Source organism: Cellulomonas fimi (assembly GCF_028583725.1).
GTDB classification, from domain to species: Bacteria; Actinomycetota; Actinomycetes; order Actinomycetales; family Cellulomonadaceae; genus Cellulomonas; species Cellulomonas fimi_B.
Map to the genome: position 1 here is coordinate 3,435,447 of NZ_CP110680.1, position 15,838 is coordinate 3,451,284.

Below are 15,838 nucleotides of genomic sequence, written 5' to 3' on the forward strand. Positions count from 1 at the left end.
CGTCGTCAGGACTTCTTGTTGCGCGCGGTGATGCGCGCGCGCTCGGTCTGGTCGAGCACCACCTTGCGGATGCGGACGATCTCCGGCGTCACCTCGACGCACTCGTCCTCGCGCGCGAACTCGAGCGACTCCTCGAGCGTGAGCTTGCGCGGCGGCACGAGGTTCTCGAAGTTGTCCGCCGTGGAGGAGCGCATGTTGGTGAGCTTCTTCTCCTTGGTGATGTTGACGTCCATGTCCTCGTTGCGGGAGTTCTCGCCGACGATCATGCCCTCGTAGACCTCCTGCGTGGGGTCGACGAAGAACGAGCCGCGCTCCTGCAGGTTGATCATGGCGAACGGCGTGACGACGCCCGCGCGGTCGGCGACGAGCGAGCCCGACTGGCGCGTCTCGATCGGGCCGGCCCACGGCTCGTAGCCCTCGGCGATGGACGACGCGATGCCGGTGCCGCGCGTGTCGGTGAGGAACCGCGTGCGGAAGCCGATGAGGCCGCGCGCCGGGACGAGGAACTCCATGCGGACCCAGCCGGTGCCATGGTTCGACATGGTCTCCATGCGGCCCTTGCGCTGCGCGAGCAGCTGCGTGACGGCGCCGAGGTACTCCTCGGGGACGTCGATCGTCATGCGCTCGACGGGCTCGTGCACCTGGCCGTCGACCTTCTTCGTGACGACCTGCGGCTTGCCGACGGTCAGCTCGAAGCCCTCGCGGCGCATCTGCTCGACGAGGATCGCGAGCGCGAGCTCACCACGGCCCTGGACCTCCCACGCGTCGGGGCGGTCCGTCGGGACGACGCGGAGCGACACGTTACCGATGAGCTCCTTGTCGAGGCGGTCCTTGACCTGACGCGCGGTGACCTTGTGGCCCTTGCCGCCCTTGCCCGCGAGCGGGCTGGTGTTGATGCCGATGGTCATCGAGATGGCCGGGTCGTCGACCGTGATGAGCGGTAGCGGGCGCGGGTCGTCCGGGTCGGTCAGCGTCTCGCCGATCGTGATGTCCTCGATGCCGGCGACGGCGACGATGTCGCCGGGACCGGCCGAGTCCGTGGGGACGCGCTCGAGGGCCTTCGTCTCCAGCAGCTCGGTGATGCGGACGTTCTGCAGCGAGCCGTCGGACCGCGCCCACGCGACGGTCTGGCCCTTGCGCAGGGTGCCGTTGAAGATGCGGAGCAGCGCGAGGCGGCCGAGGAACGGTGACGCGTCGAGGTTCGTGACGTGCGCCTGCAGCGGGGCGCCCTCGTCGAACGTCGGGGCGGGGATCTTCTCGAGGATCGTCGCGAACAGCGGCTCGAGGTTCTCCGAGTCCGGCAGGCCGCCGTCGGCGGGCTGGTTGAGCGACGCGCGCCCGGCCTTGGCGGCGGCGTAGACGACGGGGACGTCGAGGATCGCGTCGAGGTCGAGGTCCGGGACCTCCTCGTGCAGGTCGGACGCGAGGCCGAGCAGCAGGTCGGTCGCCTCGTGCACGACCTCGTCGATGCGGGCGTCGGGGCGGTCGACCTTGTTGACCACGAGGATCACGGGCAGCTTCGCGGCGAGCGCCTTGCGCAGCACGAAGCGGGTCTGCGGCAGCGGGCCCTCGGACGCGTCGACGAGCAGGACGACGCCGTCGACCATCGACAGGCCGCGCTCGACCTCGCCGCCGAAGTCGGCGTGGCCGGGGGTGTCGATGACGTTGATCGTGATGCCGTCGGGCTGACCCACCGCGGCCGCCGCGGGACCGGCGTACCGGACCGCGGTGTTCTTCGCGAGGATCGTGATGCCCTTCTCGCGCTCCAGGTCGCCGGAGTCCATCGCGCGCTCGTCGACGTGGGCATGCTCGCCGAACGCGCCGGACTGCCACAGCATCGCGTCGACGAGGGTGGTCTTCCCGTGGTCGACGTGGGCCACGATCGCGACGTTGCGCAGGTCGGCGCGCACGCCGGTGACGGTCGTGGACTCAGGCATGGGTGTACTCGGCTTTCGCAGGTGGGGAGCGCGCCGGGACGTGGCGCCGGACGATTCTACCCGCCCGACCCCCGTCCACGCCGTGGCGCCCGTCACCCCCGCCCCTGCGGGGGCGGTCAGCCGTCCGTGCGCGCCCAGTCCCACCAGGACGTGAGGTCCGCGCGGCTCAGCGCGAGCGGTGGGACGGGCTCGAGCTGCGGGAGCCGGCCCTCGTCCGCGGAGTCCGCGTCCCGCGTCGCGACGACGACGGGCTGCCGCACGAGCGACAGCACCGCCGACCCGCCGGCGAGCGTGGCGGCCACCGCGTCGAACGCGTCCGCGCGGGCCGCGGGGTCGAGCGTCGCCGTGAGCGCGTCGAGGGCCGCGTCGGTGTCGGGGCCGGTCCAGCCGGTCACGTTCGTCGAGCCCTGGGTGCGCCAGCGGGCCGCCGTCGCGGCCGCGCCGAGCTCCGACTGCGGCACCGGCAGCAGCGCGACGTCCCACGCCGACGGCGCCCCCCGCAGGTCGGCGACCATGCCGTCGACCTGCTGGTACCGGCGCACCGCGAACCCCGCCTCGGCCGCCTGCTCCGTCACGAGGTCCAGCACCCCGAGGCGCACCGGGTCGGCCGTGTCGGTGAGGACCCGCACGACCACGGGGGTCGTCACGCCCGCGTCGGCGAGCGCGCGCTCGGCGTCGGCGACGTCGGCGTCCGGCACGTCGACCTCCCCGACGGTCGCGCCCGCGACCGGCAGGAGCGCGTCGGCCGGGGCGGCGTCCGCCCACAGCGGCTCCGCGACCGACGACACGACCGCGTCGCGCGGCACCGTCGCGAGGAACGCGGCCCGGACCGCGGCCGCCTTCGCGGCGTCGCCGTCGTAGGTCGCCGGGTCGAACGCGCCGCCGCCCGCGACCTGGAGCTGCAGCTGGAGCGTCGCGTCGCCGCCGGACCGGGTCGTCACGCCCTCGACGTCCTCCAGGGCGTCGAGCACGTCGGCCGTGTCGGCGGGGGCGATGACGTCGACCTCGTCGTCGCGCAGCGCGGTGACCTGGTCGAGCGGGTGCAGCGCGGTCCGCAGGACGACGCGGTCGAAGGCCGCCGGGCGCGCCCCCTCGTACGACTCGTTGCGCACCAGGTCGACGCGCTCCTCGCCGACGACGCGCTCCACGACGTAGGGACCGGTCGTGACGGCCGCGGTCGCGTCCTCCGCCAGCAGCTCGGCCGTGAGGCCCGTGCGCCACGCGAGCGACAGCGACCGCAGCGCACCCTTGTCCTCGCCCGTGATCGCGGTGGTCACCGCGGCGGCGGCCTCCGTCGGGTCGTCGATCCCGAGGACCGACGCGCCCAGGACGTGCGCCGGGACATTCACGTCGAGCGCCGTCTGCCAGTCCGCGACCGGGGCGTCGTAGACGAGCGTGACGCTCGACCCCTCGACCGTCGGCACGGCCGGGACGTGCACCAGCGCGGGCGACGTCCCCGCGAACGCGACGCCCGCGTCGAGCGCCTCGGTGTTCGCGACCGCGCCCGACGCGTCCAGCTCCGGCGTGACGTCGTCGTACAGGCCGCTGCGGGCGGCCCACTCCAGCACGAGGTCGTCGGGGGTCACCGGCACGCCGTCCGACCAGAGCGCCGTCGGGGCGATCGTGTAGCGGACGGTGAGCGGGCTGTCGGCGACCTTCTCGACCGTGCCGAAGGACTCGTCGAAGACCGCCGAGCCGTCCTCGTCGACCGACACGAACCCCGACTGCGCGAGCGACCGGACGAGCGTGCTGCCGGGCGTGCGCCCGAGCGTCGTCCCGGCGTTCAGGGAGCCGAAGGCGCTGCCGACGGCCACGACCACGGTCCCCGCCCGCTCGGGGTCGGGCTCCGGCTGGGTGCAGCCGCCGAGCACGAGACCGAGGACCGCGACGAGCGCGGCACCCCCCACCGTCGACCTGCGCACGCCACGGACCTCCCGGATCGTCTGCCGCACGGGACTCCCCCGTCGGACGTCTCGCCTGGACGGTCTCACACCGCCACCACCTGCGGATATCGGTCGTCACCACCCGGAACTGAACTCTGCCGGACAACTCGGGTGGGACGGACGTCCGCCACGCGGCGCCGTGCTCGCGCCCGGTCCGTGAGAACGCCGAAGGCCGTGCCCGCAGACGCTGCCGGCACGGCCTTCGGTCAGGTCGTCCGGGTCAGAACCCACCCTCGGCGCCGCCGCGCGGGTCGGACGCCTGGCCGCGACCCTGCGACTGCACCTTGCGCTGCTCCGCGTCGTCGACCTGCACGCCGCGCGCACGGGCGTCCGCCTCGGCGTCGGCCTGGCGCAGCGCCGCCTCCGCCTCCTCGATGAGCCGGTCGCGCTCCTCGCGGCGCACCTTCTGCTCGGCCGGGTTCGGCACGGGCACGGCTGCGAGCAGGCGCTTGGTGTAGTCCTGCTGCGGGGTGCGCAGGATCGAGTCGCGGTCGCCGACCTCGACGAGCAGGCCCTTGTTCATGACCGCGATGCGGCTGGACAGGATCTCGACGACGGCCAGGTCGTGGCTGATGAACAGGCACGCGAAGCCGTACTCGCGCTGCAGCTCCTGGAACAGGTCGAGCACGCGGGCCTGCACGGACACGTCGAGCGCGGACGTCGGCTCGTCGGCGATGAGCAGCTTGGGGCTCAGCGCGAGCGCGCGGGCGATGCCGACACGCTGCCGCTGGCCGCCGGACAGCTCGTGCGGGTAGCGGTTGCGCATCGAGCGCTGCAGGTGCACGCGGTCGAGCAGGTCCTCGACGCGCTTGCTCAGCTCGGCTCCCTTGGCGATGCCGTGCAGCTTGAGCGGCTCGCCGATGGACTCGCCGATCGGCAGGCGCGGGTTGAGCGACGAGCCCGGGTCCTGGAAGACGATCGAGACGTCCTGGCGGACCTCGCGCAGCTTCTTCGGCTTCACGCCCGCGAGCTCGACGCCGTTGACCTTGAGCGAGCCGCCCGCGACCGGCAGCAGGCCGACGGCGGCGCGCCCGACGGTCGTCTTGCCCGAGCCGGACTCGCCGACGAGGCCGAGGACCTCGCCGCGCGCGATCGACAGGTCGACGCCGTTGATCGCCCGGAACGCGGGGATCCGGCCGCGCGACGGGTACTCGATGATGAGGTCCTTCGCCTCGAGCGCGAGCTCCGTGGCCGTCGCGACGGGCGTCGGCGCCTGCACGGGCGTCGCCGTCGTCGACGACGTCACGTCGTGCTCGGCGCCCGGCGCCTGGAACGTCGCCGAGCCGAGGTGCGGCACCGACTCGAGCAGCTGGATCGTGTACGGGTGCGTCGGGCGGTTGAAGATCGCGTCCGACGAGCCCGACTCGACGATGCGGCCGTTCTTCATGACGAGCACGCGGTCCGAGAGGTCCGCGACGACACCCATGTCGTGCGTGATGAGCACGATGCCGGAGTCGATGCGGCTGCGCAGGTCGCGCATGAGCTTGAGGATCTCGGCCTGGACCGTCACGTCGAGCGCGGTCGTCGGCTCGTCGGCGATGAGCAGCTTCGGGTCGCACGCGAGCGCCTGGGCGATCATGCCGCGCTGGCGCTGGCCGCCCGAGAGCTGGTGCGGGTACTTGTCGACCGCGCGCTCCGGGTCGGGGATGTCGACGAGCTTGAGCAGCTCGATCGCGCGCTGCCGCGCCGCCTTCGGGCCCATGTCGAAGTGCACGCGCAGGGTCTCGATGATCTGGAACCCGACCGTGTACACCGGGTTCAGCGCCGTCATCGGCTCCTGGAAGATGACCGCGACGTCCTTGCCGCGGACCGAGCTGAGCTGCTTGTGCGTCAGCCCGAGGAGCTCACGGCCCGCGAGCTTCGCGGAGCCGGCGGCACGGCCGTTCGGCGGGAGCAGTCCGATGAGGGACATCGACGACTGCGTCTTGCCCGACCCGGACTCGCCGACGATGGCGAGGACCTCGCCGGGGCGGACGTCGTAGGTGACCTCCGTCGCGGCGGGGTACCACTCGCCGTCGACGAAGAACTCGACGGTCAGGTCACGGACCTCGAGGATGGGCGCCTTGCCGTCCGGCGTCGGGGCCGGGGCGTTCGCGAGGGTCTCGGTGCTCACTGGTCGAGCAGTTCCTTCCGTGCGGGGGCCGGGTCGGTCGCGCGGTGGCGCGCAGCCGGTCCGGAGCCGTCTGGGACGATGACCGCATGGTGGCGGACGTCGTGGAGTTCCGGCCGGGGTTCGGCCGATGGGTTGCCGGTGGTGTCGTGGTGCTGTGCGTGGTCGGCGCCGTGACGGGCCTGGTCGACGACGCGTCGACGACGCTCCCCTACCTGCCGCTGCTGGCGCTGGTCGCCGTCGGTGCCTGGGCCGCCTACTGGCGTCCCGCCGTCGTCGTGACGCCCGCGGGGGTCGAGATCCGCAACGTGCTGCGGACCGTGGAGATCCCGTGGCCGGCGATCCAGGAGGTCGGCACCCAGTACGCGCTGACGCTGCGCACCGTGTACGGCTCCTACTCCGCCTGGGCGGCGCCCGCGCCGAGCGCCGTCCGCACCGGTCGTACGCAGGCCGGCGCCGACAAGAACCTGCCGAGCAGCACCTACGGTCCGGGCGGGAGCGTCCGCCCCGGCGACCTGGCCGGCACCGACTCCGGCGACGCGGCCGCGATCGTGCGGCAGCGCTGGGAGGACGCCCGTGACGCCGGGCTCCTGGACGACCCGCGGTTCGAGCGCGAGCGCCCGCGCGTGCGCTGGCACACCGGCACGATCGCCGCGCTGGCGATCCTGCTGGCGGCCAGCGTGCTGGCGCTCGCGCTCTGAACGGCGGGTCACGGGATCAGGCTCCGGCGGTCGCCGGGACGCCCGACTTGCGCTCGGCCCGACGCGCGGCCCGGGCGAGCGCCCGACGCGTCGGGATGCGGCGCTGGCGCGGGTCGAACGCGTCGCGCAGGCCGTCACCGATGAAGTTGATGCAGAGCGCGATCGACACGATGAACAGACCCGGCCACCAGAACAGCCACGGCCGCGTCGCGAACGCCGTCTGGTACTCGTTGATGAGGTTGCCCAGCGACACGTCGGGGAACGCGATGCCGAAGCCGAGGTAGCTGAGCGCCGTCTCGAGCAGGATCGCGGCGGCCATGAGCAGCGTCGCGTTGACGATGATGACGCCGACCGCGTTCGGCAGGATGTGCTTGAACATGATCCGGCCGTTGCTCGCGCCGGCGACGCGGGCCGCGTCGACGAACTCCCGCTCGCGCAGCGACAGGAACTCGCCGCGGACCAGACGGGCCATGGACGTCCAGCTGACCGCCGCGAGGGCGAGCGCGAGCGTCACCGGGTTCGCGCCGCCGACCCACGCACCGAGGATCGCGCCGACCATGATCACCGGGATCGTGATGACCATGTCGGTGAACCGCATGAGCACGTTGTCGAGGCGACCGCGGAAGAAGCCCGCCGTCGCGCCGATCGCGATGCCGATGGCCGACGCGAGCAGGCCGATGATCACCATGACCGTCAGGGACTGCTGGGTGCCGCGCATGACGAGCGCGAACACGTCCTTGCCGATGTTGTCCTGACCGAACGGGTGCTCGCCGATCGTGATGCCGCCCGAGAACGACAGCGTCGGCGCGCCGCCCGAGTTGACGATCGGCGCGAGGTCGGTCGGCGTCCACTTCCACCAGCCGGGGATCGGGCCCCAGCCGATCGACGTCGTCGCCAGGACGACGATGCACAGCAGGACGAACGCCGACGCCATGGCGCCGCGGTGCCGCAGGAACCGCCGGAGGACGATGCGCCCCTGGGAGAGGCCCTCGACCTCCTTGAGCTCGATCGCGTTCTCGACGACGTCGTGGTGCTCGGGGCCGTCCAGCTGCTGGGGCGTGATGGGCGTGGGCGTGGTCATGCGTTCACCCGGATCCTGGGGTCGAGGGCGGCGTAGACGAAGTCCACGACGATGTTGGCGAGGACGAGCAACGTCCCGACGACGAGGAAGTACCCCATGATCGGGTCGGCGTCTCTCGCCCCCAGCGAGTGGATGAAGAGCGAGCCCATGCCGCTCCACGAGAAGATCCGCTCGGTGATGATCGCGCCGCCGAACAGGGCCGCGATGTCGAGCGGGATGATCGTCGCGAGCGGGATCAGCGCGTTGCGGAACGCGTGCCGCACCGTGACGACCCGCTCCGGCAGGCCCTTGGCCCGCGCGGTGCGGATGTAGTCCTGGTTCATGACCTCGAGCAGGCTCGCGCGCGAGTACCGGGTGTACGACGCGAACGAGATCAGGATGAGCGCGATGGTCGGCAGGATCAGGTGCGTGAACCGGTCGAGCGTCTCGACCCAGTAGTCGCCGTTGAGGCCGGGCGTCTGCGAGCCGATGGTCGCGATCGGGCGGCCGTTGATGTAGCTCGAGTCGCTGTAGGGCTTCCAGACCTGCATGACGCGGTCGACGAAGATCAGGCCCGCCACGACGAACGCGACGATCGCGGCGTTGCGCATCGACTGCCCGTAGTCGGGGCCGCCGTACAGGCGCCCGACGACGAGGCCGACCACCACCGAGAGGACCCCGAGGCCGAGGACCCACAGGCCGTTGAAGCCCGACGCGACGAACAGGTACTGCAGCGGGAACCACAGCGCCACGCCGATGGTGACGACGGTGAGCGACGACAGGAGCGCGCGGCGGTTGTGCAGCCCGGTGGTCAGGGCGGTGAGGCCGACGGCCGCACCGGCGCCGAGGACGGCGATGCCGACCATGCCGAGGCTCGGGTCCAGCAGCCAGCCGCTCTCCAGCACCGCGAAGATCACGACGCCCGTCGCGAGCGCGGACGTGGCGAACGTGATCAGTCGCCGTCGCAGGTTCCCGCCGATCAGCACCTGCCAGATCAACCCTGCCAGGACGGCGAGGACGACGATCGTCGCGGTGCTCAGCGTCGGGTCCGCGAGGAAGTCGTTGAAGCCGATGGCGCCCCACAGCTTGAGGAGCACCGCGACCCAGAAGGACGGCAGCGAGTACAGGACGAACGACATGAACGTCACCGAGTAGTCGAACCCGGTGTACTGCCGCAGCGCCGAGGCGATGCCGACGGTGATGCCGAGCACGACGGCGAGCACGGTGGCGCCGCCGACGAGCTGGACCGTCGAGGGGATCGCGCTCGCGAGCAGGTCCGTGACCTGCTGGCCGGTGACCCAGCTCTCGCCGAGCGTCCCGCGCCCGATCAGGTAGCCGAGCACGCCGGCGAGCCACTTGAAGTAGCGGATGACCGGCGGCGTGTCGAGGTCGAGGAGCCGGATGCGGGCCTCGATCAGCTGCTCCTTGTTCGGAGCGCTGCTGGCGTACAGGTCCTCGAGGGGATCCAGCGCGTACGCGAGGAGCATGTAGACGATGAACGTCGCCCCGAGAAGGACGATCGCCGAGGACAGCAGACGGCGACCGATGAAGGTCAACGTCGGCGCGGAGGCGCTGAGGCTTCGGCGCCGGGGGGCCTGCGCGGCCGGTGCGGCGGTAGCCGCTGCCGGAGCCGGCGCCAGGCTCTTCTCAGAGGTGACCATGGGGTCCCAACCTCGTTCGCGTGGGGATGGTGGCGAAGGACGATTCTACGAGGGCTCGGCGGTGTCGGTGGTGCCGCAGGTCCCACGTCCGTGTCTGCCCTGGTCAGCGACCATACGGTCGGTGCCCGGGCGAACGACGAGGGTGCCGCGGCCTGGTGGCCGCGGCACCCCCTGTCGTGCGTGCTACAGCGAGCTGAGGGTCAGCCCTCGGTCTCCTCGGTCGCGGCCGGCGTCGCCGACGGCGCGTCGAGCGAGTCCTCGGCGCTGATCTCCCACTCCCAGTAGTTCCAGAAGATCGTCGGCGACAGCGGGATCGTCGAGACGCCCTTCAGGACGGAGCGGTTCGCCACCACGCCCGGGAACTGGAAGATCGGGACACCGAACGCGTCGGCGAAGAGCTGCTTCTCGATGTTGGTCGTCAGCTCCTTCTCCTCGTCGGCGTCCGCGGTCGCCATCTCGCCGTACCAGGCGTCGACGTCCGCGTTGGAGTAGCCACCGAAGTTGTTCAGACCGCCGGTGACGTAGTTGCCCTCGGAGTTCAGGGCGAACGTGTTGGTCGACTGCCAGCCGAACAGCGACGCGTCGTACGACGCCGTGTCGGACAGGCGCGAGCCCCACGCGTCGTCGCCCTCGTCCACGACGGTGAAGCCGGCCTGGGCGGCGGAGGCAGCGATCAGCTGGTACTCGTTCGCGCGGCGGACGTTCGACTTGCCGTAGAGGAAGCGGACGCTGACCGGGGTCGCCACGCCGGCCTCGGCGAGCAGCGCCTGGGCGCCGGCGATGTCGACCTCGGCGAAGGCGTCGGAGCCGTTGTTGGCGACGACGTCGTCGTAGGTCGGCGAGCCCGGGACCACCGTGAAGGAGTCACGCGTCTCGGCGTCCTCCTGCAGCGGCTTGATCAGCTTCTCGATGATCTCCTGGCGCGGGATCGTCTTGAGGAACGCCTCGCGGACCTTGCGGGCCTTCTCGGCGTCGCCGCCGTAGGTCGCCGGGTCGAACGGACCACCGTTGTTCATGATGGTGTCGACGTGCTCGAACGTGCCCTCGGGCGCCGTCTTGTACTCGATGTTGTCCAGGCCCTCGAGGGTCTTGATGACGTCGACCGACGACTGCGGCTGGATGAGGTCGACCTCACCGTTCTGCAGGGCCGTGACGGACGCCAGCGGGTCCTCGGTGTAGCGGATCGTGATCGACGAGACCTTGGGCTTCGGGCCCCACTCGTAGTCGTCGCGCGCCTGGAGCGTCATGTACTGGTTCTCGACGTACTCCGACATGACGTACGCGCCGGACGAGAGGTACAGCGACTCGTCGTCGGGCAGCGAGGTGAAGTCGAACGAGGAGTTCCAGACCTTGGCGATCTTCGACAGGTCCTCGGTCTTGTTCTCCGTGAACGCGTCGATGATGGCCTGCTTGCCCTCCTCGGGGTCGTCGATGCCGAGCGCGAGCTTGGCGACCGCGTGCGCGGCGACGGGCGAGGGCTGGACCGAGATCTCCCAGTCGGAGCGCGGCTCGGAGTAGACGAACGTGACCGAGCGGCCGTCGTCACCGATCTCCGGCGCGTCGTTGATGAGGGACATCGCGACGGAGGAGCCGTCGAAGTAGACGCCGGCGTCGATGGCGTCCTGGTTCGTGACGTTGCCCTCCTCGTCGTACTCGGGCTGGACGTTGTCGAAGTCGTCGTCCTGGGGGCCCCAGTAGAGGATGAGGTCGGCGGCGTCGACGGGGGTGCCGTCGGACCACTTCACGCCCTCGTTGAGCGTGTACTTGATCGTCAGCGGGTCGTCGGAGACCTTCTCGTACGTGCCGACGTCCTCGTTCTTCACGAGGTTGAGGTCGCCGTCGTAGTAGTTGAACTGCGCGTTCGTGAGGTACAGAACGTTCGCGTTGGTGGTCGCGTTGCCGACCGACGTGAGGTTGTTCTGCGAGTAGAACGGCTGGTTCCAGCCGACGCTGACCGAGGTGTCCTCCTCGATCTCCGAGCCCGTCTCAGGTCCGGAGCACGCTCCGAGCACCAGGGCGCCGACGGCGACCGGGGCCGCCACGGCGCTGATTCGCCTGATCTTCAATGTTCCTCCTGGGAAGGGGAGGACGTGCGGCGCCGCCGTGCGCCCGGGGTGACCGTGCGCCGGACGGCGGGCAGGTACACGTCCGCCGTGAGTTGGGCACACGCTAGTCAAGCAGCGTCGGACATATCGGGCACGTTGTGACTCGCGGCCCGATCGTTACCTGATTGATACTGGCTGGTACCGTCCACGATACGAGACGGGTGGCCTGGGGAAACATCGAGGAAACATGTCCGATCCGGTGATCGCAGGCCCCTGAACGGGCAATTCGTTCCCGCTGCCCGCGGAAGTGTGCTACGGGCCGTCGTCTCAGGTCCCCAGGTCTGACCTCTGCCGGACATGATCCAAGATTCACCCGTGAGCTCCCTCCTGCGTCGCCTCGGTCGCACGCGCGCCTTCGCCCGGCTCGGACGCGCCGTCTCCGGGCTCGACCGCCGCCTCCAGTCCGCGACGGACGGCCGCTGGAGCGTGCTCGGCCGGCCCACGCTCCCCCAGCTGATCCTCACGACGACGGGTCGGCGCAGCGGCGAGCCCCGCGACGCCGTGCTGCTGTACGCGCAGGACGACGACCGTTACGTCGTCATCGGCTCCAACTGGGGGCAGCAGCACCACCCCGCGTGGTCGCTCAACCTCCTCGCCGACCCGCGCGCACGTGTCGCGGTCGGTCCGCGGGCGTTCGACGTCGTCGCGCACCTGGCGTCCGACGACGAGCGCGCACGGCTCCTCGACGCCCTCCGCGCCGTCTGGCCCGGCTACGACGAGTACGCGGTCCGCTCCGGCCGCGACCTGCGCGTCTTCGTCCTCACGCCCGTCGGCTGACCGGCCCGCACCGGTCAGGATCCGAGAAGCCGTCGCCGGGACGTGCTTCCTAGCATCGACCTCACCGAACGACGCACCACACGAACCGGAGGACGACGTGAACGCCGCCACGACCGACGAGCAGGACCAGAACTTCACCGCCGAGGAGCGCGCCGCGATGAAGGAGCGCGCCAAGGAGGTCCGGACCGCGAAGCGCAAGGGCACCGACGCCGGGCTCGCGGACGTGCTCGAGAAGATCGCCGAGATGCCCGACGCCGACCGCGAGATCGCGGAGACGATCCACGCGATCGTCACGGAGGTCGCCCCCGACCTGGCACCCAAGACCTGGTACGGGCAGCCCGCGTACGCGCGCAACGGCAAGGTCGTGCTGTTCTTCCAGGCCTCGTCGAAGTTCAAGACCCGCTACGCGACGCTCGGCTTCAACGAGGACGCCACGCTCGACGACGGCGCCATGTGGGCGACCGCCTTCGCCGTCACCGCAGTCACGCCGGCCGTCGAGAAGCAGATCCGCGCGCTCGTGGCGAAGGCCGCCGGCTGATCGGTCGCAGCGTGCAGCCGACCGCACGCTTCCCCCTGGTCGACCGACGGCTCCCGCGCCACCATCTCCTCATGCCGCGCTACGCGATCGACGCCCCGACCCTGCTGTGGCTCGTCGACCAGGACCGCCCTCTCGCACCGGAGGTCCAGCTCGTCGCACCCAAGTCGGTCCTCGTCGACGGCCTCGACCTCCTGCTCACGGCCGTCCGCGCGGGCGAGCGCGACCGCACCGACGCCCTCGACGCCCACACCCGCATGACGGAGACGAAGATCCGGCTCCTCGGCGACCGCGTCTCCCGGCGGCGCGCGTGGGACCTCGCGCTGCAGCACGGCTGGGGCGGCGTGCGCACGGGCGAGTACGTCGCCGTCGCGCAGCTCCAGGCCGACGCCCTGGTCGCGCGCGATCCCGACCTCCGGGGCGCCGCCGACGGACTCGTCCCGCTGGCGGACCCGACCGACCTGCTCAGCACGTGAGTTCCCGCTCGACCTGCAAGAAGACCGTGCGCAGTCCCTCGGCGCGGCCCACGGCGGACGCATGGTGACAGCCGACGGAGCCGACGCCGATCTCGTGCGGCCGCACTACCTCGCGCTGCTCGGCACGAACGCCCTCCGGCTCGACGAGCCGACGAGACGACGGGTCGTGTCGACCGGACGACAGGTGGACGCGCACGACGTCGTCCGACTGCTGGATAGCGCGCAGTGGCGGGCGGTCGTGGTGGGCGCGTGGTTCTCCCTCGCCGTGCCGCCGAGCGCGACCGAGGCGGCGGTGCTGCGCGCGATGGCGACCTCAGCCGGATCCCTGACCGCTCACCCGCTCGTGACCGTCGCCACGCTCGCGCTGGGCCGCGATGCGCTCCCTTCGATCCGGCTGCTCGCCGACCAGGCGCACGAGCGGCACGACGGATCGGCGACGTTCGCGCGCTCAGCCGTGGAGCACCTCGACGGCGAGCGCTCGGACGCGGTCACCGACGACGACCGCGGGTTGCTGGCGCACATGCTGGCGGCCGCCGAGCGCCTGCGAAGCGCGTGGACGTGACGCAAGGGCCGTCGCGTGTGGAGCGACGCCCGCGGCTCGTCCGGTCAGCGCAGCACCCTCGCGCCGATGACGGAGAGGAGCCGGAGCTTCTCGTACGTCTCCGAGCCCGGGACGGCCGTGTAGACGAGCAGCGAGTGCGACTGGCCGGGGTCGACGAGCGTCTGGCACGTGAGCTCGAGCGTCCCGAGCTCGGGGTGCACGACGTGCTTGACCTCGGGCGGCCGGACGCCAACCTCCTGCCGGTCCCAGAGGGTGCGGAACTCGTCGCTGCGCGCCAGCAGGTCGTCCGCGAGCGCGGCGGCACGCGACGACCGGCCACGCCTCGCCGCGACCTCGCGCAGACCGGACACCCACAGCCGCGACAGGTGGTCGTGGTCCTCGGGTGCGTAGAGCAGGCGGCTCGCCGGCTCCGTGAACCAGCGGTAGCCGATGCTCCGGGCCGGACCCGTGTAGCGCGTGAGGTCACCGGTGAGCGCGACACCGAGCGGCGTCTGGCGCAGCGTCTCGCCGAGCTCGGTGACGATCTCGGCGGGGGTGTCGTCGAGGCGGTCGAGGATGCGCAGCATGCCGGGCCCGACGTGGTCGCTCGGTGTCCCACTGGGCGGCGGGCGGTGGCCCGCGAGCAGCAGCAGGTGGTCGCGCTCGGCCGTCGTCAGGTGCAGACCCTGCGCGATCGAGGCCACCATCTGCTCCGACGGCTGCGGACCGGTCCCCCGTTCGAGCCGCGCGTAGTAGTCCGTCGACATGTGGCACAGCGTCGCGACCTCCTCGCGGCGCAGCCCGTCCGTCCGGCGGCGTCGCCCGCGCGGCATCCCCACGTCCTCGGGCTGCAGGGCCTCGCGGCGGTGCCGCAGGAACTGCGCCATGCCGGGCCGGTCGATCGCCACGCGTCCTCCTCGGGTCGTCCCGACCGTTCTACCCGGCGGTGATCTGCGGATCCACTGACTGCCGAGTCCTGGATAGCGGTCGCGGTGCGGGTGAGGGTCGTGTCCTCCGACCGACCAAGGAGCCCCGCTCATGTCACGCGCACCTCACGACGTCACCGTCCCCGACCTCACCGGCACCCGCGCCGTCCTCACCGGCGGCAGCGACGGCATCGGCCTGCGCATCGCGACCCGCCTCGCCGCGGCCGGCGCGCACCTCGTGCTGCCGGTCCGCAACCTCCGCAAGGGCGAGGCGGCCGTGGCCACGATCCGCTCGACGGCACCGGGCGCCTCGGTGTCGCTGCACCCGATGGACCTCGACAGCCTCGAGTCCGTCGCCGCGTTCGGCGACGCGATGCGCAGCGAGGGCGACCCGGTCCACCTGCTCGTCAACAACGCCGGCGTCATGACGCCGCCCGACCGGCAGACCACGCGTGACGGGTTCGAGCTCCAGCTCGGCGTCAACCATCTCGGGCACGTCGCGCTCGTCTCGCACCTGCTCCCGCTGCTGCGCGAGGGACGTGCGCGGGTGACGTCGCAGGTCAGCATCGCCGCACGGCGCGGGGGGATCCACTGGGACGACCTCAACTGGGAGCGGTCGTACGACGGCATGGCCGCGTACCGGCAGTCGAAGATCGCGTTCGGGCTGTTCGCGCTCGAGCTGCAGCGCCGCAGCACCGCAGCCGGCTGGGGCATCACGAGCAACCTGTCGCACCCCGGCGTCGCGCCCACCAGCCTGCTGTCCGCCCGCTCGGAGCTCGGACGCGGCGACGACACGCGTGCCGTCCGCGTGATCCGGTGGCTGTCCGCGCGCGGCATCCTCGTCGGCACCCCCGAGACGGCCGCACTCCCCGCCCTGTACGCCGCGACGTCGCCCGGTGCGCAGCCCGGCCGGCTCTACGGCCCGCAGGGTCCGGGCAACGTCGGTGGCGCACCCGGCGAGCAGACGCTCTACCCGTCCCTGCGCAGCGAGGACGAGGCCCGCCGCGTCTGGGAGACGTCGCAGGAGCTGGTCCGCGAGACGTTCCCCGTGGCGTAGCGGCGCGCC

At 71.7% G+C, this 15,838-nt stretch carries 13 protein-coding genes; 6 read left to right on the forward strand and 7 right to left on the reverse strand.

Translation table 11 applies throughout. The features are described from left to right. Positions 1-5: 5 nt before the first annotated feature. The 3 genes from typA to OOT42_RS15465 form a co-directional block, all read right to left on the reverse strand. A complete protein-coding gene (gene typA, locus OOT42_RS15455; RefSeq protein ID WP_273652056.1) occupies positions 6-1,937 on the reverse strand; it encodes a translational GTPase TypA in 1,932 nt (643 codons plus the stop codon). 116 nt (positions 1,938-2,053) lie between these two features. Further along, on the reverse strand, positions 2,054-3,859 hold the full coding sequence (locus OOT42_RS15460) for an ABC transporter substrate-binding protein (protein WP_273652057.1): 1,806 nt from the start codon (positions 3,857-3,859) through the stop codon (positions 2,054-2,056). A 241-nt stretch (positions 3,860-4,100) separates the two neighbouring features. Then, the gene (locus tag OOT42_RS15465) at positions 4,101-5,993 is read right to left on the reverse strand and encodes an ABC transporter ATP-binding protein (RefSeq protein WP_273652058.1); all 1,893 of its coding nucleotides are present in this window, start codon (positions 5,991-5,993) and stop codon (positions 4,101-4,103) included. A gap of 86 nt (positions 5,994-6,079) precedes the next feature. Between OOT42_RS15465 and OOT42_RS15470 the strand changes: the two genes are divergently transcribed. After that, positions 6,080-6,691 carry a PH domain-containing protein gene (locus tag OOT42_RS15470; protein WP_273652059.1) on the forward strand — a complete coding sequence of 204 codons (612 nt, stop codon included), beginning with the start codon at positions 6,080-6,082 and terminating at the stop codon, positions 6,689-6,691. 16 nt (positions 6,692-6,707) lie between these two features. Here OOT42_RS15470 and OOT42_RS15475 read toward each other — a convergent pair whose 3' ends face one another. From OOT42_RS15475 to OOT42_RS15485, 3 genes are all read right to left on the reverse strand, one after another. Further along, positions 6,708-7,772 carry an ABC transporter permease gene (locus OOT42_RS15475; protein WP_273652060.1) on the reverse strand — a complete coding sequence of 355 codons (1,065 nt, stop codon included), beginning with the start codon at positions 7,770-7,772 and terminating at the stop codon, positions 6,708-6,710. Then, on the reverse strand, positions 7,769-9,412 hold the full coding sequence (locus OOT42_RS15480; protein ID WP_273652061.1) for an ABC transporter permease: 1,644 nt from the start codon (positions 9,410-9,412) through the stop codon (positions 7,769-7,771). Before OOT42_RS15480 ends, OOT42_RS15475 begins: the two co-directional genes overlap by 4 nt. 200 nt (positions 9,413-9,612) lie before the next feature. Beyond that, entirely contained in the window at positions 9,613-11,478 is a 1,866-nt protein-coding gene (locus tag OOT42_RS15485) for an ABC transporter family substrate-binding protein (RefSeq protein WP_273652062.1), read from the reverse strand. Between the two features lie 354 nt (positions 11,479-11,832). Here OOT42_RS15485 and OOT42_RS15490 point away from each other — a divergent pair, with 354 nt between their 5' ends. The 4 genes from OOT42_RS15490 (at position 11,833) to OOT42_RS15505 (ending at position 13,867) form a co-directional block, all read left to right on the forward strand. Beyond that, complete coding sequence (locus OOT42_RS15490; protein WP_273652063.1) at positions 11,833-12,294, forward strand: nitroreductase family deazaflavin-dependent oxidoreductase; 462 nt, start codon at positions 11,833-11,835, stop codon at positions 12,292-12,294. A gap of 157 nt (positions 12,295-12,451) precedes the next feature. Beyond that, a complete protein-coding gene (locus OOT42_RS15495) occupies positions 12,452-12,832 on the forward strand; it encodes an iron chaperone (protein WP_273654863.1) in 381 nt (126 codons plus the stop codon). A 71-nt stretch (positions 12,833-12,903) separates the two neighbouring features. After that, the gene (locus OOT42_RS15500; RefSeq protein WP_273652064.1) at positions 12,904-13,305 is read left to right on the forward strand and encodes a hypothetical protein; all 402 of its coding nucleotides are present in this window, start codon (positions 12,904-12,906) and stop codon (positions 13,303-13,305) included. A gap of 61 nt (positions 13,306-13,366) precedes the next feature. Next, positions 13,367-13,867: a hypothetical protein gene (locus tag OOT42_RS15505; RefSeq protein ID WP_273652065.1), complete on the forward strand. Its 501-nt coding sequence runs from the start codon at positions 13,367-13,369 to the stop codon at positions 13,865-13,867. 44 nt (positions 13,868-13,911) lie between these two features. On the opposite strand, the gene OOT42_RS15510 is transcribed toward OOT42_RS15505, so the two are convergent. Then, positions 13,912-14,733 (reverse strand): helix-turn-helix transcriptional regulator, encoded by an 822-nt coding sequence (locus OOT42_RS15510; protein ID WP_273654864.1) that lies wholly within the window; start codon positions 14,731-14,733, stop codon positions 13,912-13,914. Between the two features lie 151 nt (positions 14,734-14,884). Between OOT42_RS15510 and OOT42_RS15515 the strand changes: the two genes are divergently transcribed. Then, entirely contained in the window at positions 14,885-15,829 is a 945-nt protein-coding gene (locus OOT42_RS15515; protein ID WP_273652066.1) for an SDR family oxidoreductase, read from the forward strand. Positions 15,830-15,838: the final 9 nt, after the last annotated feature.